This window comes from Streptomyces sp. NPDC104371, from assembly GCF_055583785.1.
Window position 1 is genome coordinate 42420 of record NZ_JBVJNF010000016.1, and the last position, 24059, is coordinate 66478.

Annotated in this window: 20 protein-coding genes; 8 read left to right on the forward strand and 12 right to left on the reverse strand. The window is 72.0% G+C overall.

All coding sequences use genetic code 11. The annotated features are described in order from the left end of the window. Window positions 1-3: 3 nt before the first annotated feature. Complete coding sequence (locus ACZ60T_RS32300; protein ID WP_365633202.1) at window positions 4-441, reverse strand: cell division protein SepF; 438 nt, start codon at window positions 439-441, stop codon at window positions 4-6. A gap of 289 nt (window positions 442-730) precedes the next feature. Here ACZ60T_RS32300 and ACZ60T_RS32305 point away from each other — a divergent pair, with 289 nt between their 5' ends. From ACZ60T_RS32305 to ACZ60T_RS32315, 3 genes are all read left to right on the forward strand, one after another. Then, window positions 731-1981 (forward strand): DUF5685 family protein, encoded by a 1251-nt coding sequence (locus ACZ60T_RS32305; protein ID WP_469669192.1) that lies wholly within the window; start codon window positions 731-733, stop codon window positions 1979-1981. A 230-nt stretch (window positions 1982-2211) separates the two neighbouring features. Continuing rightward, window positions 2212-3111, forward strand: a complete 900-nt coding sequence (locus tag ACZ60T_RS32310; RefSeq protein ID WP_469669193.1) for a S1 family peptidase — start codon at window positions 2212-2214, stop codon at window positions 3109-3111. Between the two features lie 465 nt (window positions 3112-3576). Continuing rightward, window positions 3577-4656 (forward strand): S1 family peptidase, encoded by a 1080-nt coding sequence (locus ACZ60T_RS32315; protein WP_469669194.1) that lies wholly within the window; start codon window positions 3577-3579, stop codon window positions 4654-4656. Between the two features lie 88 nt (window positions 4657-4744). Here the strand turns inward: ACZ60T_RS32315 and ACZ60T_RS32320 are convergent, their stop codons facing one another. Beyond that, window positions 4745-5755, reverse strand: a complete 1011-nt coding sequence (locus ACZ60T_RS32320) for a DNA polymerase Y family protein (RefSeq protein WP_469669195.1) — start codon at window positions 5753-5755, stop codon at window positions 4745-4747. Between the two features lie 225 nt (window positions 5756-5980). Here ACZ60T_RS32320 and ACZ60T_RS32325 point away from each other — a divergent pair, with 225 nt between their 5' ends. After that, window positions 5981-6757 carry a DUF4328 domain-containing protein gene (locus ACZ60T_RS32325; RefSeq protein ID WP_469669196.1) on the forward strand — a complete coding sequence of 259 codons (777 nt, stop codon included), beginning with the start codon at window positions 5981-5983 and terminating at the stop codon, window positions 6755-6757. Here the strand turns inward: ACZ60T_RS32325 and ACZ60T_RS32330 are convergent. Then, window positions 6730-10182: a DNA polymerase III subunit alpha gene (locus ACZ60T_RS32330; RefSeq protein WP_469669197.1), complete on the reverse strand. Its 3453-nt coding sequence runs from the start codon at window positions 10180-10182 to the stop codon at window positions 6730-6732. The genes ACZ60T_RS32325 and ACZ60T_RS32330 overlap by 28 nt on opposite strands. Window positions 10183-10420: 238 nt before the next feature. Between ACZ60T_RS32330 and ACZ60T_RS32335 the strand changes: the two genes are divergently transcribed. Further along, window positions 10421-11293, forward strand: coding sequence for an esterase/lipase family protein (locus ACZ60T_RS32335; protein WP_469669198.1), 873 nt, complete (start codon window positions 10421-10423; stop codon window positions 11291-11293). 46 nt (window positions 11294-11339) lie between these two features. On the opposite strand, the gene ACZ60T_RS32340 is transcribed toward ACZ60T_RS32335, so the two are convergent. After that, a complete protein-coding gene (locus ACZ60T_RS32340) occupies window positions 11340-11474 on the reverse strand; it encodes a hypothetical protein (protein WP_365633179.1) in 135 nt (44 codons plus the stop codon). Between the two features lie 65 nt (window positions 11475-11539). Between ACZ60T_RS32340 and ACZ60T_RS32345 the strand changes: the two genes are divergently transcribed. Further along, a complete protein-coding gene (locus tag ACZ60T_RS32345; RefSeq protein ID WP_469669216.1) occupies window positions 11540-12166 on the forward strand; it encodes a class I SAM-dependent methyltransferase in 627 nt (208 codons plus the stop codon). Window positions 12167-12181: 15 nt separating this feature from the next. Here the strand turns inward: ACZ60T_RS32345 and ACZ60T_RS32350 are convergent, their stop codons facing one another. Both ACZ60T_RS32350 and ACZ60T_RS32355 read right to left on the reverse strand, forming a co-directional pair. Continuing rightward, window positions 12182-12682, reverse strand: a complete 501-nt coding sequence (locus ACZ60T_RS32350) for a ribonuclease FAU-1 family protein (protein WP_469669199.1) — start codon at window positions 12680-12682, stop codon at window positions 12182-12184. Further along, complete coding sequence (locus ACZ60T_RS32355; protein WP_469669200.1) at window positions 12663-13592, reverse strand: GNAT family N-acetyltransferase; 930 nt, start codon at window positions 13590-13592, stop codon at window positions 12663-12665. Before ACZ60T_RS32355 ends, ACZ60T_RS32350 begins: the two co-directional genes overlap by 20 nt. A gap of 71 nt (window positions 13593-13663) precedes the next feature. Here ACZ60T_RS32355 and ACZ60T_RS32360 point away from each other — a divergent pair, with 71 nt between their 5' ends. Next, complete coding sequence (locus tag ACZ60T_RS32360; RefSeq protein ID WP_469669201.1) at window positions 13664-14032, forward strand: GntR family transcriptional regulator; 369 nt, start codon at window positions 13664-13666, stop codon at window positions 14030-14032. A gap of 61 nt (window positions 14033-14093) precedes the next feature. Here ACZ60T_RS32360 and ACZ60T_RS32365 read toward each other — a convergent pair whose 3' ends face one another. Further along, a complete protein-coding gene (locus ACZ60T_RS32365) occupies window positions 14094-14879 on the reverse strand; it encodes a DUF72 domain-containing protein (RefSeq protein ID WP_469669202.1) in 786 nt (261 codons plus the stop codon). A gap of 23 nt (window positions 14880-14902) precedes the next feature. Continuing rightward, window positions 14903-15997: a DUF5925 domain-containing protein gene (locus tag ACZ60T_RS32370; RefSeq protein WP_365633162.1), complete on the reverse strand. Its 1095-nt coding sequence runs from the start codon at window positions 15995-15997 to the stop codon at window positions 14903-14905. A gap of 171 nt (window positions 15998-16168) precedes the next feature. On the opposite strand from ACZ60T_RS32370, the gene ACZ60T_RS32375 reads away from it, so the two are divergent. Then, window positions 16169-17593, forward strand: coding sequence for a GH39 family glycosyl hydrolase (locus tag ACZ60T_RS32375; RefSeq protein ID WP_469669203.1), 1425 nt, complete (start codon window positions 16169-16171; stop codon window positions 17591-17593). A gap of 34 nt (window positions 17594-17627) precedes the next feature. Here the strand turns inward: ACZ60T_RS32375 and ACZ60T_RS32380 are convergent, their stop codons facing one another. From ACZ60T_RS32380 to ACZ60T_RS32395, 4 genes are read right to left on the reverse strand one after another with little or no spacing between them, the layout of a single operon-like run. Next, entirely contained in the window at window positions 17628-21203 is a 3576-nt protein-coding gene (locus ACZ60T_RS32380) for a lipopolysaccharide biosynthesis protein (protein ID WP_469669204.1), read from the reverse strand. After that, entirely contained in the window at window positions 21196-21996 is an 801-nt protein-coding gene (locus tag ACZ60T_RS32385) for a polysaccharide deacetylase family protein (RefSeq protein ID WP_469669205.1), read from the reverse strand. Before ACZ60T_RS32385 ends, ACZ60T_RS32380 begins: the two co-directional genes overlap by 8 nt. Beyond that, entirely contained in the window at window positions 21993-22991 is a 999-nt protein-coding gene (locus ACZ60T_RS32390; RefSeq protein WP_469669206.1) for a glycosyltransferase family 2 protein, read from the reverse strand. Before ACZ60T_RS32390 ends, ACZ60T_RS32385 begins: the two co-directional genes overlap by 4 nt. Then, the gene (locus ACZ60T_RS32395) at window positions 22988-23815 is read right to left on the reverse strand and encodes a glycosyltransferase family 2 protein (protein WP_469669207.1); all 828 of its coding nucleotides are present in this window, start codon (window positions 23813-23815) and stop codon (window positions 22988-22990) included. The genes ACZ60T_RS32390 and ACZ60T_RS32395 overlap by 4 nt, the downstream gene beginning before the upstream one ends. Window positions 23816-24059 lie beyond the last annotated feature (244 nt).

Consider the following 24059-nt stretch of genomic DNA (forward strand, 5'->3'; position numbering starts at 1 on the left):
GCCTCAGCTCTGGTTGAAGAAGCCCTTGTCCCGTCGGCTCCCGGCCTCGCCGCTGACGATCTCCGTGTGCGCGGGGGTCAGCAGGAAGACCCGGGTGGAGACACGCTCGATCGAGCCGTGCAGGCCGAAGATCAGGCCCGCCGCGAAGTCCACGACGCGCTTGGCGTCGGCGCCCTCCATGCTCGTGAGGTTCATGATGACCGGGACGCCGTCCCGGAACAGCTCGCCGATGATCCGGGCGTCCCGGAAGCTGTCCGGGGTCACCGTGCCGATCCGCCGGCCCTTGTCCGCCGCCGTGTCGGACGCGACCTGCACACGGGGGTCGGTCACCCAGGCCTCGCCCTGCTCCTGGCCCTCCGCGTAGTCGTCTTCGTAGTAACGCTCGTCATCGTTGTCGTCGACGAGGCCAAGCCAGGCACTCGCCTTGCGCACCGATCCCATGGACGCCTCCTCTCACAGCGGTCTTCACGCCCTGCGCCATCCCATGGTCGTTCATGATGCGGATGCGGCGCCAAGGGGATAGGCGCCGCGCGGGGGTTTCGTGACGGTACTGGTGCACAACGCGTCCGTCGAGGGCCCGCTTCCCCCAAGGGGCTTGGGGCGTACGGCTGCTGACTGTGAGTGAAATATGATCTACGACGGCGGATGGGTGACGGTCGGTGCGTACGGGTGAACGAGGGGGCAGATACGATGCCGCCGCTCAACGTCGTACGAACCATGGGGGAGTGTCGTGTTCGGCATCGTGCGGCCCTGCCGTCACCGGCTGGGAGAGGGCCTGAGTGCCCAATGGATGGCGCATCTGTGCGGGCTGTGTCTCGCGCTGCGCGAGGACCACGGACAGTTGGCCCGGGTGGTGACGAACTACGACGGGCTGCTCATCTCCGTGCTGACGGAGGCTCAGGTGGAGCGGGCCGACGGCGGTCGGCGCACCGCGGGCCCCTGTCCGTTGCGCGGGATGCGCACCGCCTCCGTCGCGCGGGGTGAGGGGGCGCGGCTCGCCGCCGCCGTCTCGCTGGTGCTCGCCGCCGCCAAGGTGCGCGACCACGCGGCCGACGGGGACGGGCTGTTGGCGCGCAGGCCGGTGGCGGTCGCCGCGCGCCGGGTCGCCGCGAGCTGGGGCCGGGCCGGGGCGCGGGGCGGCTCGGCCGTCGGCTTCGACACCGCCGTGCTCGTGGACGCCGTGGACCGCCAGGTCGGCATCGAGACGCTCGCCGGGCCCGGCACCTCGATCCTGACCGTCACCGAGCCGACCGAGACCGCCACCGCCGCCGCCTTCGCGCACACGGCGGTGCTGGCCGGGCGCCCCGGCAACGCCGCGCCGCTGGCCGAGGCCGGGCGGCTCTTCGGGCGGCTCGCGCATCTGCTGGACGCCGTGGAGGACCAGGAGGCCGACGCGGCGGCGGGCGCCTGGAACCCGCTCACCCACACCGGGACCTCGCTGACGGAGGCCCGCCGCCTGGCCGATGACGCCCTGTACGGGATCCGGCTCGCGCTGCGCGAGGTGGAGTGGGGTTCCTGCGCGGAGGGCGAGGACACCGGCCGACAGCTCGCGCATGTGCTGCTCGTGCACGAACTGCGGCGCTCGGTGGACCGGGCCTTCGGCACCGAGTCCTGCTCGCACGGCGCGGAGGGCGCGTTCGGCCCGCCGCCGGGTGGTCCGCAGGCCCCGCAGGGCCCCTACGCGCCGCCCCGGCACCCGTACGACCCGGACGGTCCGCCGGGCGGCGGCCACCCCGGCGGTGAGCCGCCGCGCCCCGGCCGGGGCTTCCTCGCCGGGTGCGCGGTCGCCGTCGGGCTGTGCTGCACGTGCAAGGTGTGCTGCGCCGATCACTACGAGGGGGCCTGGTCGCGGCAGCGGCGCGAGGGCTGGTGCCGTGACTGCGCTGACTGCTGCGACTGCTGCGAGAGCTGTGGTGATGGCTGTGACTGCTGCAGCAACTGCTGCAGTTGCGACGGGTGTGACTGCGGCTGCGACTGCTGAGCCACGGTCCGGTGGGCCCGCCGGACCGCAACGCACCATGATCTCAAGGGAGTTGAGGGTTCTACGGCCGAAAGGCACCCTTGCGCCGTTCGGCCGTACGCCCGAATACTCCCCGTAGTGCTTGTCAGGAGCACGGCATGTTCGCAATCCGGGCATACCGCTCCTGACTGCGCCTCACGGGCCCCAACCCCACAGCGCGGGCCCCCGAATTCCCTTGGAGGGAACGACAAGTGAGGATCAAGCGCACCACCCCCACACGCACCGCCACCAGATGGACCCGGCTGATCGCCGTGGCCTCCGGATTCCTGGCCGCGGCGGCGTTCGCCGTCCCCACCGCGAACGCGAGTGACGCACAGACCTTCAGTGCGCAGCAGCTCAGCAGTGTGAGCGACTCGGTGCTCAAGTCCGATGTCGCGGGCACCGCCTGGGCCGTCGACCCCGCGACGCACCGCGTCGTCGTCACCGTCGACAGCAGGGTCTCCGACGCCGACATCGCGAAGATCAAGGAGGCGGCGGGCAGCAACGCCGACGCCCTCACCATCAAGCACACGCCGGGCAGGTTCAGCAAGCTGATCTCCGGTGGTGACGCCATCTACGGCGGCTCCTACCGCTGCTCGCTCGGCTTCAACGTGCACAGCGGAAGCACGTACTACTTCCTGACCGCCGGGCACTGCGGGGCGGTCGCCTCCACGTGGTACTCCGACTCCGGTCACGGCACGGTGCTCGGCACGAACTCCGGCTACACCTTCCCGGGCAGCGACTACGCGTTGGTGAAGTACACCAACTCCTCGATCTCGCACCCGAGTACGGTCGGCAGCCAGACCATCTCCAGCGCCGCCACCCCGAGCGTGGGGACGACCGTCTCCCGGCGCGGCTCCACCACGGGCACGCACAGCGGCACGGTCACCGCGCTGAACGCCACCGTCAACTACGGCAGTGACGGCATCGTCTACGGCCTCATCCAGACCACGGTCTGCGCCGAGGGCGGCGACAGCGGCGGTCCCCTCTACGGTGGTTCCGTGGCCTACGGTCTGACCTCCGGCGGCAGCGGCGACTGCACCTCCGGCGGCACGACCTTCTTCCAGCCGGTCACCGCGGCCCTCAGCCACTTCGGCGTGAGCATCGGCTGACCCGCCCGGCCGCCGTTCCGCAGTCGGCGGCACCCGAGCCCCCGTGCGTTGACGACGCACGGGGGCTCGTGCGTGTCCGCACCCCTTCGGGGGCCGCCGAGCAATCGATGCAGAAGCAACTCCCGCACCCCATTACCCTCATGGCCCCGCACCCCGAGACGATGAGATCCGGACAGGACTAGACCTCGCAGGCCGCGCACGGACGGTCGACCGTCAGTGTTTGCGATGGGAACAGCGCGGCGACGACCAGGCGAGGCTCAACCCTTCGCGACCGTAGGTTCGTTGACGTACACGCGTCCTGAAGTCGACCTTGTGTGCGCCCTGTCGGCCTCGGAATAGTGGGCGCCGCACGGCGGGTTCGGACGCGGCCCCCAGCAGTTACGCCGCCTCCGTCCCCGTACGCCTTCCGGCCGCGACGGTCCCCACATTCCCCGCGCGGCCGGACCCCCCACAGGAGGACGCGAGTTGAAGCACCGACACATACCCAAGCGGCGCGCGGCGCTGGCGGGCGCGGGTGTCACCGCGCTGATCGTCGCCGCTGTCACCTTCCAGAACGCGAACGCGAGCGAGGCCCCGAAGACCGAGGTGCCCCACACACTCTCGGTCGGCGCGGCCGGAAAGCTCGCCTCGACGCTCGGGAAGGATCTGGGCGCCGAAGCGGCCGGAACGTATTACGACGCGAAGACGAAGCACCTCGTCGTCAACGTGGTCGACGCGCAGGCCGCGCAGACCGTCCGGGCGGCCGGGGCCAAGGCCAGAATCGTCGAGAACTCCCTGACCGAACTGGCGGGTGCCCGCACCGAGCTCACGAAGGACGCCACCATCCCCGGCACCTCGTGGGCGACCGACCCCCGTAGCAACAAGGTCGTCGTCACGGCCGACAGGACCGTCTCGAAGGCCGAGTGGGCGAAGCTCAGCAAGGTCGTCGACGGTCTGGGCGGGCGGGCCGAACTGCGCAGGACCAAGGCCGAGTACAAGGCGTTCATCGCGGGCGGTGACGCGATCACCGGGTCCGGCGGGCGTTGCTCGCTCGGCTTCAACGTGGTCAAGGACGGCGAGCCGTACTTCCTCACCGCCGGGCACTGCACCGAGGCGATCTCCACCTGGTCGGACTCCGACGGCACCGAGATCGGCGAGAACGCGGAGTCCAGCTTCCCGGGCACCGACTACGGGCTGGTCAAGTACACGGCGGACGTGGACCACCCGAGCGCGGTCGACCTCTACAACGGCTCCACGCAGACCATCACCAAGGCGGCCGAGGCGACGGTCGGCGAGAAGGTGAGCCGCAGCGGTTCCACGACCCAGGTGCACTCCGGCACCGTCACCGGTCTGGACGCCACCGTGAACTACGCGGAGGGCACGGTCAACGGCCTCATCCAGACCGATGTCTGCGCCGAGCCCGGCGACAGCGGTGGCGCGCTCTTCGACGGTGAGAGCGCGATCGGCCTCACCTCCGGCGGCAGCGGCGACTGCACCTCGGGCGGCGAGACCTTCTTCCAGCCCGTCACCAAGGCGCTGTCGGCCGTGGGTGCCGAGATCGGCTGACCCGTCCCGCACCGAGTGAGGTCCCGCCCCGCGCACTTCGGGGGCGGGACCTTCGCCTGTCCGCCCGCCCGCCTTTCCGCCCGCCCGTCTATCGCATGGCCGAGGCCGGCCCCCGAGGGCCGTCGGCCAGCGTGGCGGGGTGCACGGCGCCCGAGCCGAAGCGGCGGCGGGCCTTGTCCGCGGCGGCCTCGGCGGCGCGGGCGCGGTCGTCGCCGGGGTCCAGGGAGAGCTGGCGGTGCGCGGCACCGGCCGGCAGCAGAGCGTCGGCGCGGAACGCGAGGGCACGCACCCGCGCCCGTTGCAGCCCCAGACCGGTCAACAGGCCGAGGGCGGCGGTGGCGAGGGCGGGCGAGTGGTCGGTGGCTTCGGCCAGCTTGCGTGTCCGGGTGGTCGAACTGCGGTCGGCGTAGCGCACGGTGAGGGTGATACGGCCGGTGACCTGGCCCTCGCCGCGCAGGCGGATGCCGATCTGCTCGGCGAGGCCGAGCACGGCTCGGTGGTGCTCCGCCGGGTCGAGACAGTCCCGGTCGAAGACGAGATCGGCGGTCAGTTGCGCCGCCGGTTCCAGCGGGGCGACCGGGCGGGGGTCATGGCCGCGGGCGCGTTCGGACAGCAGCCGGGCCTGGCCGACCCCGAGGAGGCGTTGCAGGGTCGCCGGGGGCAGGTCGGCGATCTGGCCGATGGTGTGCAGCCCGTAGCGGTGGAGGGTGGTCGCGGTGACGCGGCCGATCCCCGGCAGCGCGATGAGCGGACGGGGGCGCAGCCATGCGGCGGCCTGCTCGGCGGGGACCCAGGTGGTGTCTCCCGGCGCCGACGCGTCGGCCGCCATGACGGCCAGCATGCGGTTGCCCGCGAGCCCGGCGCTGGACTCGATGCCGTAGAGGGCCTTCAGCCGGAGCATCGCCATCTGGACCATGTCGTAGGGGGACTGCTGGAAGTACCGGAGCGCCGAGGTCAGATCGAGCTGGACGGCGCTCGGTGGGACGGCCTGGACATGCGGCGTGATGCCGGACATCAGCTCGAGGATGTCGGCGTACGTGTCCTCCGTCAGCGCGGCGTGCAGATGGAGGTGGGCGATGTGCCGCTGCCGCATGGCCATTCCGCACCTCCCGGGATTCACCGGGCGCCCTGTCTCTCGCGGGCGCTCCGTGTCTCCACCGTAGACCTTGTTCGAATATTTGTGCGACTCCGTGAAGTCCATTGAGGTGGACACGTAACGCTGCGGAAACGTATGTTCCGGAGGCTGTGTGTGCGTCTCGGGGAGAGTCGCGCACGGCGTTTCCATGTCTGTGCCTGTCTTGTGCGCCTTTCCGGGGGGACCCGCATGCTCTGTGCCCGCTGTCACCGCGTCGCCGCCGTGCCCGGCGGCACTCTGTGCGCCCAGTGCGCCGTCACGCCCCCACCCGGCCCGGCGTACGGAGGTGCCCCCGGCCCCTGGCTGCGGTCGCCCGTCGGGCTCGGCCGGGCCGCCGCCGCCATGCTCGGACTCGTCATCGTGGCGGACCTGTTCGCCGTCTGGGCGGACTTCCTGCAACTCGACGTCACGGGCGACCTCATGGACGGCGTCTACGGCGCCGACGTGACCCGGCGCGCCGACCACTCCGACAACGTCTACTCCCTGGCGGGCGTCGCCCAGGTCGCGACGCTGGTGGCCAGCGTCGCCGTGTACCTCTGCTGGTTCTACCGGGTGCGGGTCAACGCCGAGGTGTTCGACCGGTCCGCGCACAGCAAGGCGCGCGGCTGGGCGATCGGCGCCTGGTTCACCCCCGTCGTGAACCTCTGGTTCCCGCGCCGGATCACCCTCGATATCTGGGACGCCAGCACCGCCTGGGGGGCGCGCCGCTCGCACGGGCTGGTCAATGCCTGGTGGTCGCTGTGGATCATCTCGCTCCTCGGGGGCCGGGCCGCCTCCCGGTCGTACTCCCGCGCCGAGACCGCTTCGGAACTGCACGACGCGTCCCGGATGATGCTGGTCGCCGATGTCCTCGACGCTGTGGCCGCGGTGCTCGCCATCGCCGTCGTCCTGGGGCTGACGCGGATGCAGCACGAGAAGGCGCTGGCGGGATCGGCACCTCAGCCCGCCGAACCGGGGCTCGTGTAGCCGAGCTTCTTCAGATCGGCCGAGCGGTCGCCCGCCGGGAGCAGATCGGCGTACGGGTGCAGCCGGGCGCCCGTCGTGCCGTTGGCCAGAGTGCGCTGTGGCTGGGCCGGGGTCGGGTGCGGGCGGTCGGCGCCGAGCAGGGCGAGGGCGGCCTCGGGGCCGTGGTCGCGGCGGGCGGCGGCGATCCGCTCCAGGTCCCAGGCCATGGTGCCGACGACCGTACGGCGCGTGCCGCGCACCTGGACCGTGCCGCGTACCAGCAGCAGTCCGCTGTGGAAGACGGTGTGCGCGCAGGCCGGGTGCGAGTCCTCGAAGAACGCCAGATCGACCAGGCCGGAGCCGTCCTCCAGGGTGACGAAGATGATCCGCCTGCCGCTGGGGATCGGCGGGGTCTGGGTCGCCGCCCGCACCCCGGCGACGAGGACCTGCCGCCCCGGGCGCGCCCCGGCCAGATGCGCCGCGTCGGTCGCGCCGATCTCCCGCAGCAGCCGGTGGTGATGCTCCATCAGATGCCGGGAGACATCGATACCGAGGGTGCTCAGCTCCGCGCTCAGGGTCTCGCGCCCGGTCAGCTCCGGCAGACCGCTCGGCTCCGACCCGCCGACCGCGCCCGCGTCCAGGGGCAGTTGGCCCGTCCCCGCGGACCGGGTACGGGACTGCCGGTGCACCTCGGAGATCTGCAGCAGCAGATCGCGGCGCGTCAGACGCCCGTCGTGGAGAGGGGCCAACGCGCCGATCTCCGCGAGGTGTTCGGCGACGGGCCGGCTCGGGTGGGCCCGCTGCCAGAAGTCCGACAGCGATCCGTACGGCCGGCCCGCCTCGATCCGCGCGCACTCGGCGTCGCTGATGCCGCGCACCGCGGACAGCGCGAGCCGCACACCCCACCGCCCCTCGTCGGTCCGCTCCACGGTGTGCCGCGTCCCGGAGCGGTTGATGTCGACGGGCAGGACCGGCACACCGCGGCGACGGGCGTCCGCGACGAGGACGCGCTTCGGCCACATACCGGGGTCGTGTTCGAGAAGACCGGCCAGCAGGAACGCCGGGTAGTGCGCCTTGAGCCAGGCGCTCTGCAGGGCCGGTACGGCGAAGGCGACCGCGTGCGCCCGGCAGAAGCCGTAGGAGCCGAAGGCCTCGACGGTCCTCCAGACCTCGTCCAGGACCTCGGGGGCGTACCCGCGGGCGCGCGCCTCGCGGTGGAACCAGTCCCTGACCCCGGGCAGCCGCGCCTTGTCGCCGAGCGCCCGCCGGGCGACCTCGGCCAGGGCGAGGTCGCAGCCCGTCAGCACCGACAGCGTCTCGATGATCTGCTCGTGCCAGATGGTCACGCCGTAGGTGTCGGCGAGCACCGGTTCCAGGTCCGGGTGGGCGTAGGCCGGAGCGTCGCCGTGGCGCGCGGCGATGTACCGCTCGGGCATGCCCCCGGCGACCGGTCCGGGACGGAAGAGGCTGATGTCGGCGATGACGTCCTGCGGATCGCGGGGCTGCAACCGGGAGAGCAGGTCCTGCTGGCCGGGGGACTCCAACTGGAACAGGCCGAGGGTCTGGCTGTCCTGGATGAGCTTGAACGCGAAGACGTCGTCGAGCGGCACCTGCTTCGGGTCGTCCAGATCGATCCGGTCGCCGGTCGTCCGCTCGATCTCCGCCACGGCATGGGCCATCGCGGACTGCATCCGTACGCCCAGGACGTCCAGCTTGATGTTGCCCAGCGCCTCGGTCTCCTCCTTCGCCGCCATCGCCATCGGGTACCGGCCCTGCGGGGTCGGCTGCACCGGCAGCCGGTCCAGGAGCGTCGCGTCGCTGATGACCACACCGCAGGGGTGCATGGCCATGCCGTGGATCAGGGAGTCGAGCCCTTCGGCCAGCTCCCACAGCGGCCCGAACCGGTCCGCCTCGGCCGCCAGTTGCCGCAGCTCGGGCAGTTCGGCGAGCGCGCCGGTGATGTCCGCGGCCCGCAGGTGCGGGAAGCTCTTGGCGATCCGGTCGACCTCCGCGGGCGCGATCCCGAGGGCGAGGCCGGTGTCCCGCAGGGCGCGGCGGGCCCGGTAGGTCTCGGGCATCGCGGTGACCGCCACCCGCTCCTTGCCGAACCGTTCGAAGATCGCGTCGTAGCACTCGAGCCGCCGGGCGGACTCCACGTCGATGTCGATGTCGGGCAGCGAGGCCCGGCGCACGCTCAGGAAGCGTTCGAACAGCAGCCGGTGGTCGAGCGGGTTGGCGGTGGCGATGCCCAGCGCGTGGCACACCATCGACCCGGCGCCCGAGCCGCGGGCCGCGACCCGGATGCCCTTCGCCCGGATGTCGGCGACGACCTGGCCGACGGCGAGGAAGTACGCGTCGTAGCCCAGCCGGGAGATCACGGCCAGCTCCTCGGCCAGCCGGTCGCGCGCGGCCCGGTCCCGGTCCAGGCCGCGCCGGGCCAGGCCCTCCGCGCACCGCTGCCGCAGCAGCCGCGCCGCGCCGCCCGCACCGGGGTCGGCGCCGAACACCTCCGGCTCCGGCAGATGCGAGGTGCCGAGGCCGAGGTCCGCCACGGGGTCGAGCGTGCACGCGGCGGCCGTGGCGGCGGTGTCCGCGAGCAGGCGGCTAGCCCGCCGGGCGTCCGCTCCGGCGCAGTCCGCGACCCTCCGCGCGAGGTCCGCCATCCGGGCCTCGTCCTTGAGCCAGCGCTGCCCGCTGTCCAGGCGGCGCCGGTCGATGGGCCGCAACAGCCGCGCGGCGTCCAGGACATCGGCGAGGCGGTGCTGGTCGGGGTCGGCGTAGCGCACGGCGTTGGAGAGCACGGCGGTGGTGCCGGTGCGGTCGGCCAGCGCCAGGGTGCGGGCGGCCAGCCGGAGCGAGCCGGGCCCGGTGCCGTACCGGTGATGGGCCACGGCTTCCAGCCGGGCCCCGGTCCCGAAGATCTCCCGCCAGGGCGCCAGCAGCTTCACCGCGACGTCCTCCCGGCCCGCCGCCAGTGCCCGTACCGGCTCCGCGAGCGGTCCGAGCAGGACGGTCAGACCGGGACCGCCGTACGCGCGCAGCGCCTGCCAGGGCACCACCGGCGCCCTGCCGTCCAGGGCGTCGGCGTGGGCGGCCGAGGTGATGCGGCAGAGCCGGGCCCAGCCCGCCCGGTCCTGGGCGAGCAGCACGATCCGCAGCGGTGGCTCGACCACATGCGCGCCACCGCGCGCCGGGGTGCGGCGGCGTGGGGCCGGGGGAGGGGGCGCGAGGGCCTCCACCGCGAGGTCGACCCCGAACAGCGGCCGGATCCCGTCCTTGGCGCAGGCCTCGGCGAACCGTACGACGCCGGTGACGGTGTCCCGGTCGGTGAGCGCGAGCGCGCGCATGCCGCGCTCGGCCGCCCGCCGGACGAGGTGCTCGGGATGGGCGCCGCCGTACCGGGCGGAGTAACCGGACGCGACATGCAGATGAGCGAAGCCCGCCATGTCGCACCTCCACTACTCCACCCCATTTTCGACCATTCGCCCAACATGTCTGTCGTACGTTCGTTCGATTACTGTAACTCCAACGGGAAGGGTAGGGAAGCGCGGAAGTTTTACCGACGCGTAACTTCCCGTCTGCGCTACGCGTTCGTAACTTGGCGAAAGAACAGCATCCTCGTGATCCGGATCACAGGACGACCGACCGTCGCACCCCGTCCGTGAGTCGCAAGGAGATCACCCGATGCTGCCGTGGAAACGCCTGCTCAGACCGCTGGCCGCGCTGCTGCTGACCGTCGCGGCCGTCCTCGTCCCCGTCACCACCGCCGGGGCCGCCACCGCCGAACCCGCCGCGTCGCACCAGGGCTGGAACGACTACTCCTGCGAGCCGTCCGCCGCCCACCCCCGCCCCGTCGTCCTCGTGCACGGCACGTTCGGGAACTCCGTCGACAACTGGCTGGCTCTCGCGCCCTACTTGGTGAACCGCGGCTACTGCGTCTTCTCGCTCGACTACGGTCAGTTGCCCGGCGTCCCCCTCTTCCACGGGCTGGCCCCCATCGCCGACTCCGCCGGGCAACTCCAGGCCTTCGTCGACCGGGTGCTCACCGCGACCGGCACGGCCAAGGCCGATCTCGTCGGCCATTCACAGGGCGGCATGATGCCGCGCTACTACCTCAAGTTCCTCGGCGGCGCGGCCAAGGTGAACTCCCTCGTCGGCATCGCGCCCGACAACCACGGCACCACCCTGAACGGGCTCGCCAACCTGCTGCCGTACTTCCCCGGCGCCGAGGACCTGCTCTCCCTCGCGGTACCCGGCGTCGCCGACCAGATGGCCGGTTCGGCGTTCCTGACCAAGCTCAACGCGGGCGGCGACACCGTGCCCGGCGTCCACTACACGGTCATCGCCACTCAGTACGACGAGGTCGTCACGCCGTACCGGTCGCAGTTCCTCAGTGGCTCGGACGTCCACAACGTCCTGGTGCAGAGCCTGTGTCCCGTCGACCTCTCCGAGCACCTGGCAATAGGCCTGATCGACCGGATCGCCTTCCACGAGGTGGCCAACGCCCTCGACCCGGCCCACGCCACCGCGACCACCTGCACCTCGGTGTTCGACTGACCCCAGGTGCTGTGCTGATCCCAAGTGCCGTGCGCGCGAAGGAGGTTCAGTTGTCAGGCCACCAGACGCGTGCGATGTCCTTGCGTACCTCGGAGCGTTCGGTGGTGCGCTCGTCGGCTTCCTCTCGCTCCCGGCGGGAGGCGGCCCTCTTCAGGGGCTTGTGCACGGTCACTCGGCGCATTGCTGCCTCCTTGTCATGACCTGACTGTCAGCGGCGGCTGTCACTGTGGTGGCATGACCAGGTACATGGCCAAGAAGAAGGGGGCCGAAACCTCGGCGGCCCCGAGTGTGGACGTGAACTGGGACGCCGAGGCGGCCACGTTCGACGACGAGCCCGACCACGGGCTGCGCGATCCGGCGGTCCGCGCGGCCTGGGCCGCCCGGTTGGCGGCATGGCTTCCGGAGCACCCCGGTGACCTGCTGGACCTCGGCTGCGGCACGGGCAGCCTGTCCCTGCTCGCCGCCGAACGGGGCTTTCGGGTCACGGGAGTCGACCTGTCGCCGCCCATGATCGCCCTGGCCCGCGCCAAGTTGGCGGACCGGGACGCCGTCTTCCATGTCGGTGACGCCGCCGTACCGCCCGTCGGCGAGCAGCTCTTCGACGTCGTCCTTGTCCGCCATGTGCTGTGGACGCTGCCCGAGCCGGGCCGTGTGCTGCGGCACTGGCGGGGGCTGCTGCGTCCCGGGGGACGTCTGGTGCTGGTCGAGGGCGTGTGGGGGACGGTCGATCCGGCCGGTATCCCCGCCGACCGCCTCACCGGCCTCCTCGCGCCCCTCGTCCGGGACGTCCGCGTGGAGCGGCTGTCGGACGACGCCCGGCTGTGGGGGAAGGAGGTGGCCGACGAGCGGTACGCCGTGGTGGCGGTGGTCTGACCGCGGCGCCCCGGCTCAGGCGAGCAGGGTCTCGAAGTCGCCCTGACGGGCGAGGAGTTCGAGGGTGTCGAGGGCCTGCGTGGCGGCTGCCGCCGCCCGCGGGTCCGTCGTCGCGAGGCCGCTCGCCGCGAACTCGTCCTCGTCCAGGCGCAGTACGGTCGCACCGTCGGAGGAGCGCCACAGGTCCAGGTCGAGGTCCTCGACCACGAGTTCGCCGCCGTGCAGCATGGCCGGGCGGGTGATGTCGCAGTACCAGCCTTTCAACTCGCCCTGTCCGTCACGGACTTCCTTCACCGCGTACCACCGGTCGCGCCAGTAGTACTCGGTGAGGACGTCACCGGGCTCGAACCGTACGAAGCCGAAGTCGCGGACGCCGTCGCCCGCCCAGGGGGCGCGTACGGTGATCCGGGTGCCGTCGTCATGGAGCAGCTCGGCGGGGTAACGGATCTTCGTACGCCCTGCCTTGACGAGCACCACCTCCAACTGAGCAGGAGTCTCAGCCGAGTTCGCGGACATGCCGGACCTCCGTCGCGCAGATCTCGTACCCGAACCACTTGTTGATGGCGATCATCGGGCCGTTGCCCGCGTCGTTGCCCGTGAACGCCTCGGTGGATCCGGCGGCGCGGGCCCGGTGCAGCGAGTCGTTCTTGGCGAGCTTGGCGAGGCCCCGGCCCCGGTGGGCGCGCAGGGTGCCGGTCATCGCGGTGACATAGCGGCCCGTGTCGTCCGTGTAGGCCACGCTGAAGGCGGCGGGACGGCCGCCCACCATCGCGACCGAGGTCAGTTCGAGGTTCAGGAGCGGATGCTTCCAGTACTCCTCGACCCAGGCCTCGTAGTCCGTGAACTCCGTGGCGATGTCGCCCGGTTCGTCCTGCATCGCCTCCGCGTCCAGCTCGAACAGCGGGCGTGGATCGTCCGCGAAGTCGGCGCCGGTACGCAGTTCGACACCCGGGGGAGGGGTGCCGAGCGGCGGAAGCGCGGTCTGCGCCAGGTCCAGGCGCAGGAAGTGGGCGGAGCGGCTGCCCCGGTAGCCGTGCCGCTCGGCGAACGCGCGGTTCCCCGGCTCGTCCAGGACCCAGGCGAACAGCTTGGTCGCGCCCAGGGAGGCCAGATACTCCTCCGCGGCGCGCACGAGGAGGTCACCGGCGCCGCGCCGGGTCCGGCCGGGGTGGACATAGGCGTTGAGGTAGCCCTGGCCCGGCTCCGGGCTCTCGTGGACGAGACCGACCTGGGCGGTGCCGATCACCTCGCCGTCCTCCTCCGCGACGAGGTGGCGGCGGCGGGCGTCCGGGTGGCTGTGCGCGAGATGGTGGCGGACGGCGTCCGGGGTCCACAGCATGTACGGCAGAGCGAGGTGACGGACACGGGCGAAGTCCTCGACGTCGTCGGGTACTTCGGTCCTGAGGTCGCGCACAGTCACAGTCATGGGCGCGCACGTTACGCGCAACAGCACCCGACCGCCCCTCATTTTCCCGTGGAGTGCGCGACAATCGCCCCGTGACTTTGAAGATCCACATCGACGGGAGCGCGCCGCCCTACGAGCAGGTGCGGACGCAGATCTCCGACCAGGCCCGGTCGGGGGTGCTGCCGGTGGGCTACCGGCTGCCGACCGTGCGCGGTCTGGCCGAGGCCCTCGGCCTCGCGGCCAACACGGTCGCCAAGGCGTACAAGGCGCTGGAGGCGGACGGGGTGATCGAGACACGGGGACGCAACGGCACGTTCGTCGCCGCCGCGGGCCCGGCCGCGGAACGGGAGGCGGCAGCCGCCGCGCAGGCCTACGCGGAGAGGGCCAGGCGGCTCGGGCTGGACGAGGCCGGTGCGCTGGCGGCGGTACGGGATGCCCTGCGGGCGGCGTACGGGGACTGAGCAGTTCGGGGACTGAACGTTCGCGGACCGAACAAGAGTCGTCATCGCGTCACACGCGCCGTCATCGTGTCGCGTCCGCCGAGATCGGCAGGTGTGACGGTGTGCGGGTCACCGGGAGGCCCGCTGTCGTGGCCGTGTGGGCGAAGGCCGTCGCGTCCAGGACCGCCGCCGCGTACAGGTCGTTGTTGAAGTAGGCGTAGACGTCCGCGCCCTCGGGCCACGTCTCGGCGACGCGCTGGACCCAGGTCGTCAGGGACCGGCGGCCGTAGCGCGGCCACGGCCGGGCGCGGCCCGCGTGGAAGCGGACGTACCCCCACCCGGCGGTCCGCCACAGCGGGGTGACCGGGCGGGACAGCACGTCCGCCCAGCACAGCGCCGCGCCCCGGGCCTCCAGCACCCCGCGTACCCGAGGCGTCCACCACGAGTCATGGCGCGGCTCGACCGCCACCCGCGTGCCGGAGGGGAAGCAGGCCAGACAGTCGTCGAGGAGGACCGGGTCCGCGCGCAGCGTCGGCGGCAGTTGCAGCAGGACCGGGCCCAACCGGTCACCGAGACCGGCGGCGTGGCTCATCAGACGGCGCACCGGCTCCTCGGGATCCCGCAGGCGCTTGATGTGCGTCAGATACCGGCTCGCCTTCACCGCGACCACGAAGTCCCGCGGCACCCGCTCCCGCCAGCTCTCGAAGGTCTCCCGCGACGGCAGCCGGTAGAACGCGTTGTTGATCTCGACCGTGGCGAACCGGGTCGCGTACTCCTCCAGCCACAGCCGCATGGGCACACCGGCCGGGTACAGGACGTCCCGCCAGTCCCGGTACTGCCACCCCGAGGTGCCGACCAACAGGGTCATACGTCCATCAAACACCCGGGTGCTTACAGATACAGCCCCGCGTCCGCCCCCGGCCGCTGGTCCGGCACCGACGCGGGTGTCGTCCCCCGGCGCAGCGCGTACAGCTCGGCCAGGGTCGCGCCGTCGCGGCCCACGCCCTCCTCGCGGCCCAGCCAGCTCACCGCCTCCGGGCGGGTCAGCGGACCGACCTCGATGCGGGCCAGACAGCGGCCGGGGCGGACGACGGCCGGGTGGAGGCGCTCCAGGTCCTCGTTGGTCGTCACCCCCACCAGGACGTTCCTGCCCTGGCCGAGCAGGCCGTCCGTCAGGTTCAGCAGCCGCGACAGCGCCTGGCCCGCGGTGTGCTTGGCCTCGCCGCGGATCAGTTCGTCGCAGTCCTCGAGGAGGAGCAGCCGCCAGCGGCCCTTGCCCGTCGCGTCCTCCTCGCCGATCGCGATGTCCATGAGATAGCCGACGTCCGAGAACAGCCGCTCGGGGTCCAGGACGCAGTCCACCTGGCACCAGTCCCGCCACGAGCGGGCGAGCGTGCGCAGCGCGGAGGTCTTGCCCGTGCCCGGGGGGCCGTGCAACAGCAGCAGCCGGCCCGCGATGTCCTGCGGTGTCGTCTTCATCAGCCGGTCCATGGCGTCCGCGACCGGCGCCGTGTAGTTCGGGCGGATCTCCTCCCACGTGCCCGCCGAGATCTGCCGCGTCGTGCGGTGCGGGCCGCGCCTCGGGGACACGTACCAGAACCCCATCGTCACGTTCTCCGGCTGCGGCTCCGGTTCGTCCGCCGCGCCGTCCGTGGCCTGCTTCAGCACCTGTTCGGCCAGGTCGGCACTGGTCGCCGTGACCGTGACGTCCGCGCCGCGGTTCCAGCGGGAGACCAGCAGCGTCCAGCCGTCCCCCTCCGCGAGGGTCGCGCTGCGGTCGTCGTCGCGGGCGTAGCGCAACAGCCGGGCGTCGGGCGGCAGGAGCGTGGCCCCGGGGCGTACGCGGTCGATGTTCGCCGCGTGCGAGAACGGTTGCTCTCCCTTCGCGAAGCGGCCGAGGAACAGCGCGTCGACGACGTCGGACGGCGAGTCGCTGTCGTCGACGGTGAGCCGGATCGGCAGAGCGTCGTGTGGGTTCGCGGACATGCCGCCATGATCTGTCACTCAGGCGCCCCGCGCACCGGATTTCCACGGCCTGTCCCCGATCCCGCGCACGGCGTACGGGTGGGCCTGCGCCCGGAGGCGCCTCGCGTGTGGTCCGGTCGGCGGGTGACGGAATCTGTCGCGGGCGGATTCCGGCCGATACTGTTGTCCTTGATGCGACGCCATGGGGGGAAATCAGAGGCGCGGTGGGCACGGCGGTGGCGTCTCACCGCACTGCTCGGTGCGGCCGCGGCCGTACTGGCCCTGCTGGCGACCTTGATGAACACCCTGCCGGGCGGCGGCTCCGACGGCGGGGGCACCACCCGCGACGGCGGCCAGGTGCACGGCACACCCGCCACCCCGCGCGGGGCGCCGAGCCCGGATGTCGGCTGGGGCTTCACCCACACCCAGTACAGCGCCGACCAGGGCAGCGCGAAGGCCGTCGCGCGGGTCGAGGGGCTGCTCTCGCGGGCGGGGCTGCCGCAGAACCAGCACATCATGGGCTGGGGCGCGGGCAACCCCGAACCGGTCAAGGGCCGTTACGACTTCGAGGAGATGGACCGCCGGATCGATTTCGTCCGGGCGTCCGGCGGCACCCCCGTCGTGACCTTGTGCTGCGCCCCCGACTGGATGAAGGGCGGCAGGCCGGGCGACCGCACCGACTGGAGCCAGTCCGCCCTGGAGACCGCCCCGACCCCCGCCCACTACCAGGACTTCGCCGCCCTCGCCGCGACGGTGGCCAGACGCTATCCGGACGTACGCCACTTCGTCGTGTGGAACGAGTTCAAGGGCTTCTGGAACAACGCCGGGGGCCGCTGGGACTACGAGGGGTACACCCGGTTGTACAACCTCGTGTACAAGGCGCTGAAACAGGTCGACGACAAGATCATGGTCGGCGGGCCGTATCTCGTCATGGACAGCGTCGGCCCGGGGGAGCAGAACGCCGCGGCGAGCCCGCGCGGCGCCTGGGGCGCCATGGACCAGCGGGTCCTCGACGCCTTCGACTACTGGAACGAGCACAAGGCGGGTGCCGACTTCGTCGTCGTGGACGGCTCCAGCTACACGAAGGACGACACGCTGCTGCCCGACGAGTTCGCGGCCACCGACAAGTTCACCGACGTCGGAGCGTGGGTGCGGCGGCGGATCGGTGACCTGCCGCTGTGGTGGGCCGAGTACTACGTCGAGCCCGCCGACGACAACGACGACCGCAAGGGCTGGAGCGAGAATCACCGCGTCGCCGTGCAGGCCACCGGGATGATCGCCATGGCCAAGGGCGGCGCCACCTCCGGCTTCTACTGGAACCCGGAGGAACGCGAGGGCCCCGGCTGCCCCGGCTGTCTGTGGACCCCGACCGACAGCGCCGACGGCGGCCGGACGCTGCCCCTGTACGACCTGATCTCCCGCTTCGGCCTGGAGTTCCCGCCGGGCGCCACGTACCGGACCGTGTCCGTCGCCGAGGACGACACCCCCAACGTACGGGTCCTCGCCACCGACAGAACCGTCCTCGTGGTGAACACCCTCGACCGCGGGATCAGCGCGAAGGTCGACGGCAAGCGGTTCGCCATGAAGGCGTACGAGGTGAAGTGGCTGACGCGCTGAGCCACTTCACGCCCGTACGCCTGGCGTGCGCGGGTCAGCCCTTCCCCATCGTCAGGAACCGCTGCACCAGCGAGGCCAGCAGCACCGCCAGCAGCGGCAGCGAGAACCAGAAGCTCCCCCGCACCCACCGCAGACGCCGCGGGCTCGGGCGCACCGCGACCCGTACGATCTCGCGCGCGGTGAGCAACAGGACCAGCACCACGGCCGCGAGCCCCCCGGCGACCGACCACGGCGTCCAGGTCACCCGCGGTCCGATCGGACCCGGACGCGGCTGCGGGACCACGCCGCCCGGCGGCTCGCGCAGCGTGTACAGGGTCGCGTCGTCGTTGACGAAGACCTTCTTCAACTCCTGACGCGCGTCCAGGTTCCGCAGGAGGCGTGTCCGCCAGGTCGCCGAGTAGCCGACGTCCATCTGGAGATACGTCACCTGACTGCGGTTGACCATGAGGTAGGAGTTGGGGCCCGCGTCCCTGAGCGAGGTGACCAGGTCCGACACCAGGACCGGGTCGGGGGGCGCGAGGGTCGGTACGTACTGCACCTTCTCCATGTCCTTCGCGCCCCACGGCATCGCCGGCGTCACATTGGTGACCGGGTCATTGCTCAGCCACAGCAGCCGCACGGTCGGGTCGTCGTGCGCGTACACGTAGTCCATGGCCGTGACCTCGCCCGGACGGATCCGCTCGAACGGCTCGTTGCCCCAACGGACCACCAGGAAGCCGCACATCAGCACCAGGCCCGCCATCAGGGCCGCCACCGGGGCGAGGCTCACCCGGTCCTTGTCCCGCTCCTTCGCCGTGGCGCCGGTCCGCGGGAAGAGGGCGAGCGCGGCGAGCAGGGCCGCGCCCGGCAGCGCGAACATGAAGACCCGCAGGGCCATCTCGCCGCCGTACGACTGCATGCCGAAGCCCAGGAACGGCACGAAGGTGAGCACGAGCAGCGAGCGTTCGCGGTACTTGTGGTCGCGCCGCCGCCACCAGCCCCAGCAGGCGAGCGCCATGACCGTCCCGGCGAGCAGCACGCGGGCGTAGAGCACGAGCTTGTGGGTGGAGTCGCCGCCCTGGATGCGCCCGGAGACCGAGGTCGAGACATTGCTGCCCACCCCGCCGACCCCGCCGAAGAGTTCGTCGAAGTGCCCGGACCAGTACGGCTCGGCCATGAAGCCGAGCCAGAACGCGACCAGCACCGCGAACAGGACGGGCAGGCCGCGCAGTTCGCAGCGGCGGATCAGCACGAGCGCCGCGAGCACGCCCAGCATCACGAACGGGGTGAGCTGGTGGGCCGGCACGCTCGCCGCGTACAGGGCGATCAACAGCGCGAGCAGGACGGCCCGTTGGCCGCGTCCGGCGCGCTCCGGCTCGGCCTCGCCGGGGCGGGCCGTCGTCCAGATCAGGTGCGGGTCCCGGAACCACACCAGCAGGATCGCCACGAAGACCAGATAGAACAGATAGGTGAAGCCCTGCGGGGAGAAGTAGTCCTGGCCGACCCAGCCGCTGAGCACGAAGAGCCACAGGCCGGTCCACTTGGCCCGCCAGCCCGCCCGCAGCGAGCGCAGCAGCAGGAACATCGGTGCCAGATAGAGCAGTTGCATGGTCAGCGGCCACCAGCGGATGACCTCGGTGAGGTCGCTCACGCCGCAGGCCTTCGCGACGAACGCCGCCGCCGCGAAGAAGCCCGGCCAGCTCCAGCGGGCGTCCAGGTCCGGTACGGCCGACCCGGTGCGGTCGATGTAGTCGAGGAAGCCCAGGTGCTGCCAGGCCGTCGCGAACCGCGGCTCGGTCTCGATCACCGCGGGCAGCGCGTGCAGCGACACGACGGTGGCGAGCAGGGTGAGCAGCAGCAGCCCCTTGTGCTCGTGGCCGCGCCACAGCAGCGCCGCGAAGACCACGACCAGCAGCGCGGCCCCGACGAGGGTCGGTAGCGGCAGCACCGAGATCAGCCCGAGGCCACCCATCCGGTCGAGGGAACGGTCGTTCAGCGCGAGCGCGGGCACCCAGTAGAGGAGCAGGGCGGTGACGAGCAGGCAGGCGAGCAGCACGGCGCCGCGACGGCCGGGGGAGCGCGGCGGAGGGCGGACCGGTTCGTCGGCCGTGTCCTCCGCGCCGTCCGTCTCGACCGTGGCGTCCGCGTCGGGCACGGCCTCCACAGCGTTCGTGTCGTTCGTGCCGTTCTTGTCGTCGGCCCAGGACGGACGGTTCTTCGGTACGAGGACCTCGCGCGTCCCCAGGTCGGCCAGGTCTCCGTCCGGTGCCATGTCCTCGGGCAGCGCGCGCGGTGGGGCGCCGCGTACGACCCTGAACAGCCTCGGCGCGGCGATCGACGCGATCACCGCGAGGCTCGTGACCTCCGCGACGCCCGCGCCGGTCAGTCCGATGCGGGGGAGCAGCAGCAGGGTCAGCCCGAGTACCAGTACGCACAACAGGCCCTGCAACCAGGCGAGTCCGGAGGTACGGCTCTCGGCGCGCAGCACCGCGAAGTACGTCTCGATGACGACCCGCAGCAGCGCGCCGACCGCGAACCAGCGCAGCAGCGGGGTCGCCGCATGCGCGTAACCCGCGCCGAAGACATGCAGGATGAACGGTGCGCCGAGGAACAGCACCGCGCACACCGGAAGCATGATCCGGGCCATGCGCCGCAGCGCGGCCCGGGTGTTGGCGGCCAGCCGGGTCGGGTCGTGCGCGCCTTCGACGGTGAGCGAGGCACCCATGTTGATGGCCAGCAGGTCGACCGTGCCGCCGATGGTGGTGGTGATGTAGAAGTAGGCGTTGTCCGCGGCGCTGACCTGCGCGGCCACGATCACCGGCACCAGATAGACCACGGCGAGCGAGAACAGCGAGCCGGTGTAGTCACCGGCCAGGAACCGGCCGATCTCCTTCAGCGACGGCGGCCTCGCGTGCTGTTCGGTCGCCTTGATGTGCCGGGGGACCAGTCGCCGGAACACCAGCCAGCCGAGCGGCAGGACGGATGTCGCGATGGCCGCGACCCAGGAGACGAAGACGCCGGTCGTCGGGATGGCCACCGCGAGCCCGACGAGCAGCGCCAGCTTCACCCCGGAGAAGACGGAGTTGCCGACCGGGACCCACAGCGCGCTGCGCAGCCCGGTCAGCACCCCGTCCTGGAGCGTGAGCAGGTTCCAGGCGATGACGGCCACGACGAAGCCGAGCCCGTTGACCGCGCCGTGCAGGAACCGGTACGACGGCCCCCAGTGGTCCAGCGTCACCAGGAAGACGCCCGCCCCGACCGCCACGACCAGCGAACTGATCGCGTACGTACGGGAGATGAGGCGTCCGGTGGCGCGCCCGGAGACCGGGATGAAGCGGGCCAGGGCCCCGGTCAGCGTCACCGCGGTGAGCCCGGCGAGGAACTTCATCGCGGCGATCGCCGCCGAGCCCTGGCCGACCGCGTCGGCGGAGTAGTAGCGGGCCGCGACCAGCCAGTAGCCGAGGCCGAGCACCGCCGAGACGCCGGTGTTGAGCATCAGCGCGTAGGCGTTGCGGAAGAGCGGGCTGCCGCCGCCGCTCCTGCCCCGGCCGGGCAGGCGCAACCGGCGGCCGGGCCGCTCGGGTGCCGCGGTCGTGGAGGACGCGGCCTGGGCTGTGGTCGTGTCAGACACGGGAAGCGATGGCCTTCCGGCGAACCTGTCGTGCTCTTCGGACCATGGCGTACCCCTTGGTCAGGACGCGGTCCCTGGCGAAGGCGCGGGCGATCGCCCGGCCCTGGACGAGCCGTTCGAACTCCGCGAGCCCGGTGGTGCGGCGCACGGTGACCCGGCGCAGCGCGTAGGGGCCCTGGCGGCGGTGCGCGAGCGCGTTGCCGACGGCGAGCGACTGGCGGTAGCCCGCCTGGCGCACCGACTGCCGCACCCGGCGGCTGGAGTAGCCGTAGGGGTAGGCGAACGAGACCGGGCGGGCGCCCAGTTCGCCGGTGATGATCTCCGTGCAGCGGCGCAGCTCGTCCGTAAGCGCGTCGTCGGTGAGCTGGTCGAGCTGCGGATGGGTGTGGCTGTGTCCGCCGATCTCGACGCCGGACGCGGCCAGTTCGCGGATCTGGTCCCAGTCGAGCATGGTGTCCAGGCCGCCGCCGGTGTCATGGTCGCCTCTGATCCATCCCGTGGAGACGAACAGGGTGGCGGCGAAGGCGTGTTGGGCGAGGGCGGGCAGGGCGTGGCGGTGCACGCCCTCGTAGCCGTCGTCGAAGGTGATGAGGACGGGCCGCTCGGGCAGCGCGCCGCCCTCCCGCCAACTGCGCGCCAGCGCCTCGGTGGTGACGGGCGTGCACCCCAGGTCCGCGAGCAGCGCCACCTGCGCCGCGAAGGCCTCGGGGGTCACGGACAGGGCGCGGGTCGCCCTGGTGGGGGCCGTCGCCACCGAGTGGTACATGAGGATGGGCACCGCCGGGTCGTTCATACGGCGTCCTCCTCGCGGTCCGGGATCTCCACCACCGTGAACGAGGCTCCGCGCGGGCGGGTGCGGAGGCTTCCGGCCAGGTAGCCGCCCGCCGCCGAGAGCACCCCGGCGACGATCGCGCCCGCCCGGCCCGCGCCGCCGGGGCGGGCCAGCAGGGCGTCGCGCAGCCCGCGGGCGACCCCGGCCGGCAGGACCCGGGTGGTGTAACGGCGCTCCGACTCAAGGCCCTTGCCGGAGCCGACGCTTTGGGCCACGCGCGCCTTGGAGAGCCCCTCGGCATAGGTGCGGGTACGGAAGTACGCGAAGTGCTCGCGCGGCTTCGGCACTCGGTGGTGGATCACCGCGCGGTCGTCGATGAGCAGGATCGCGTCCGGCCGGGCCCGGGTGAGGCGGATGCACAGTTCCGTCTCCTCGCCGCCCAGCGGGCGCTTGTCGCCGTCGCGCCCGATGCCGGTGGCGAAGCCGCCCGCCGCCTCGAAGGCGCCGCGGCGGAAGGAGGCGTTGCCGCCGAGGACGTTGCGCACCCGGACCCGGCCGGGCGGCAGCCCCCTGTAGGTGCAGCCCACCACCCAGTCGAACTCCTCCGGGAACCAGGCCGGGCGGCGGCCCGACGCCCAGACCGGCTCCGTACGGCCGCCGACGGCCATCACCCGGGGGTCCGCGTACCCGGCCGCGAAGTGCTTCAGCCAGTCCCGCTCGGCCACGGCGTCGTCGTCGAGGAACGCGATGATCTCCCCGTACGAGGCGGCGATCCCGGTGTTGCGGCCCGCCGACAGGCCGCGCGGGCCCGCGTTGGCGAGCACCCGGACCTGACCGGCCGCCTCCTTGTATTGCGCGCTCAGCCGTTCCCGCAGGGCCTCGTTGTGGTCCACGACCAGCAGCGTCTCCAGCGCCGGGCAGGACTGCGCCCGTACCGAGTCGACCGCCGCGAGGATGTCCTCCCAGCGGTCCTCGGTGTACACGCAGATCACCACGGAGATGTCCGGGATGCTCAAGACGCCTCTCCTCGCGCGGAGTCGAGCGCCACCGTGTGCGGACGGCGGCGCAGCGCCCGCCGGTTGGAGCGCTCCTGGAGGATCACCTTGAGCACCCTGAACCCGTCGTGCACTGCGCGCAGATTGCTCGCGCCGTGGATGCGCAGATACTCGTGGCTCGGTATCTCCTGCACCTTGAGCCCGGCCTTGACCACCCGGATGTTCATGAGCGTCTCGACCTCGAAGCCCGTGCAGTCGAGGTCGATCTCGTCCAGGCACTTGCGCCAGAACGCGTTGTAGCCGTAGCACAGATCGGTGTAGCGGGCGCCGAACTTGGCGTTGACCAGTCCGCACAGCACGCGGTTGCCGAGCTTGCGGATCGGTGTCATGTCGGAGGTGCCGCCGCCGTTCGCGAACCGCGAGCCCTTCGCGAAGTCGGCCCCGGACACCAGCGCGGAGACATAGCTGACGATCTCCTGGCCGTCCGCCGAGCCGTCCGCGTCGACCATCACGATGATGTCCCCGGTGCAGGCCTCGAAGCCGGTGATCAGGGCGTCGCCCTTGCCCCTGCCGCGCTGCTCGACGACCTTCACCTCCGGCCACAGCTCGCGGGCGACCTCGACGGTGTCGTCGGTGGAGTTGCCGTCGACCAGCACCACTTCGTGGATCCAGTCGGGCAGCGTCTTGAAGACATAGGGAAGGTTCTCCGCCTCGTTCATGGCGGGGATCACCACGCTCACCGGCGGTGCGATGGCCAGATGCGAGGAGACCGGCCGGTACTTCCCGTACGTCCCCGGTATGGACGGATCGTGTGCGGATACAGCCGAGTGCAGAGCAGAACTCATGAGTCTGGTCCCTCTCGTCCGGTGGACCGCCCGCCCCTGGGCGGTCCGGCTGTGTGTCCGGTTCGAAAGGGGGGTTCTCATCCGGGCCGCCCTGGTCTGCGGGCATGCCGGAAGAGCTGGAATTGCTGTCCGGCCGCCAGGAGTTCGGCAGCCGGCCGCGCGGCACGGCCCGGTATCACAACCGAGCACGGCACCCCCCTACCGCGCTCCGCACCGGATTCACCGCGGTCCCTGAGCCCTCCCC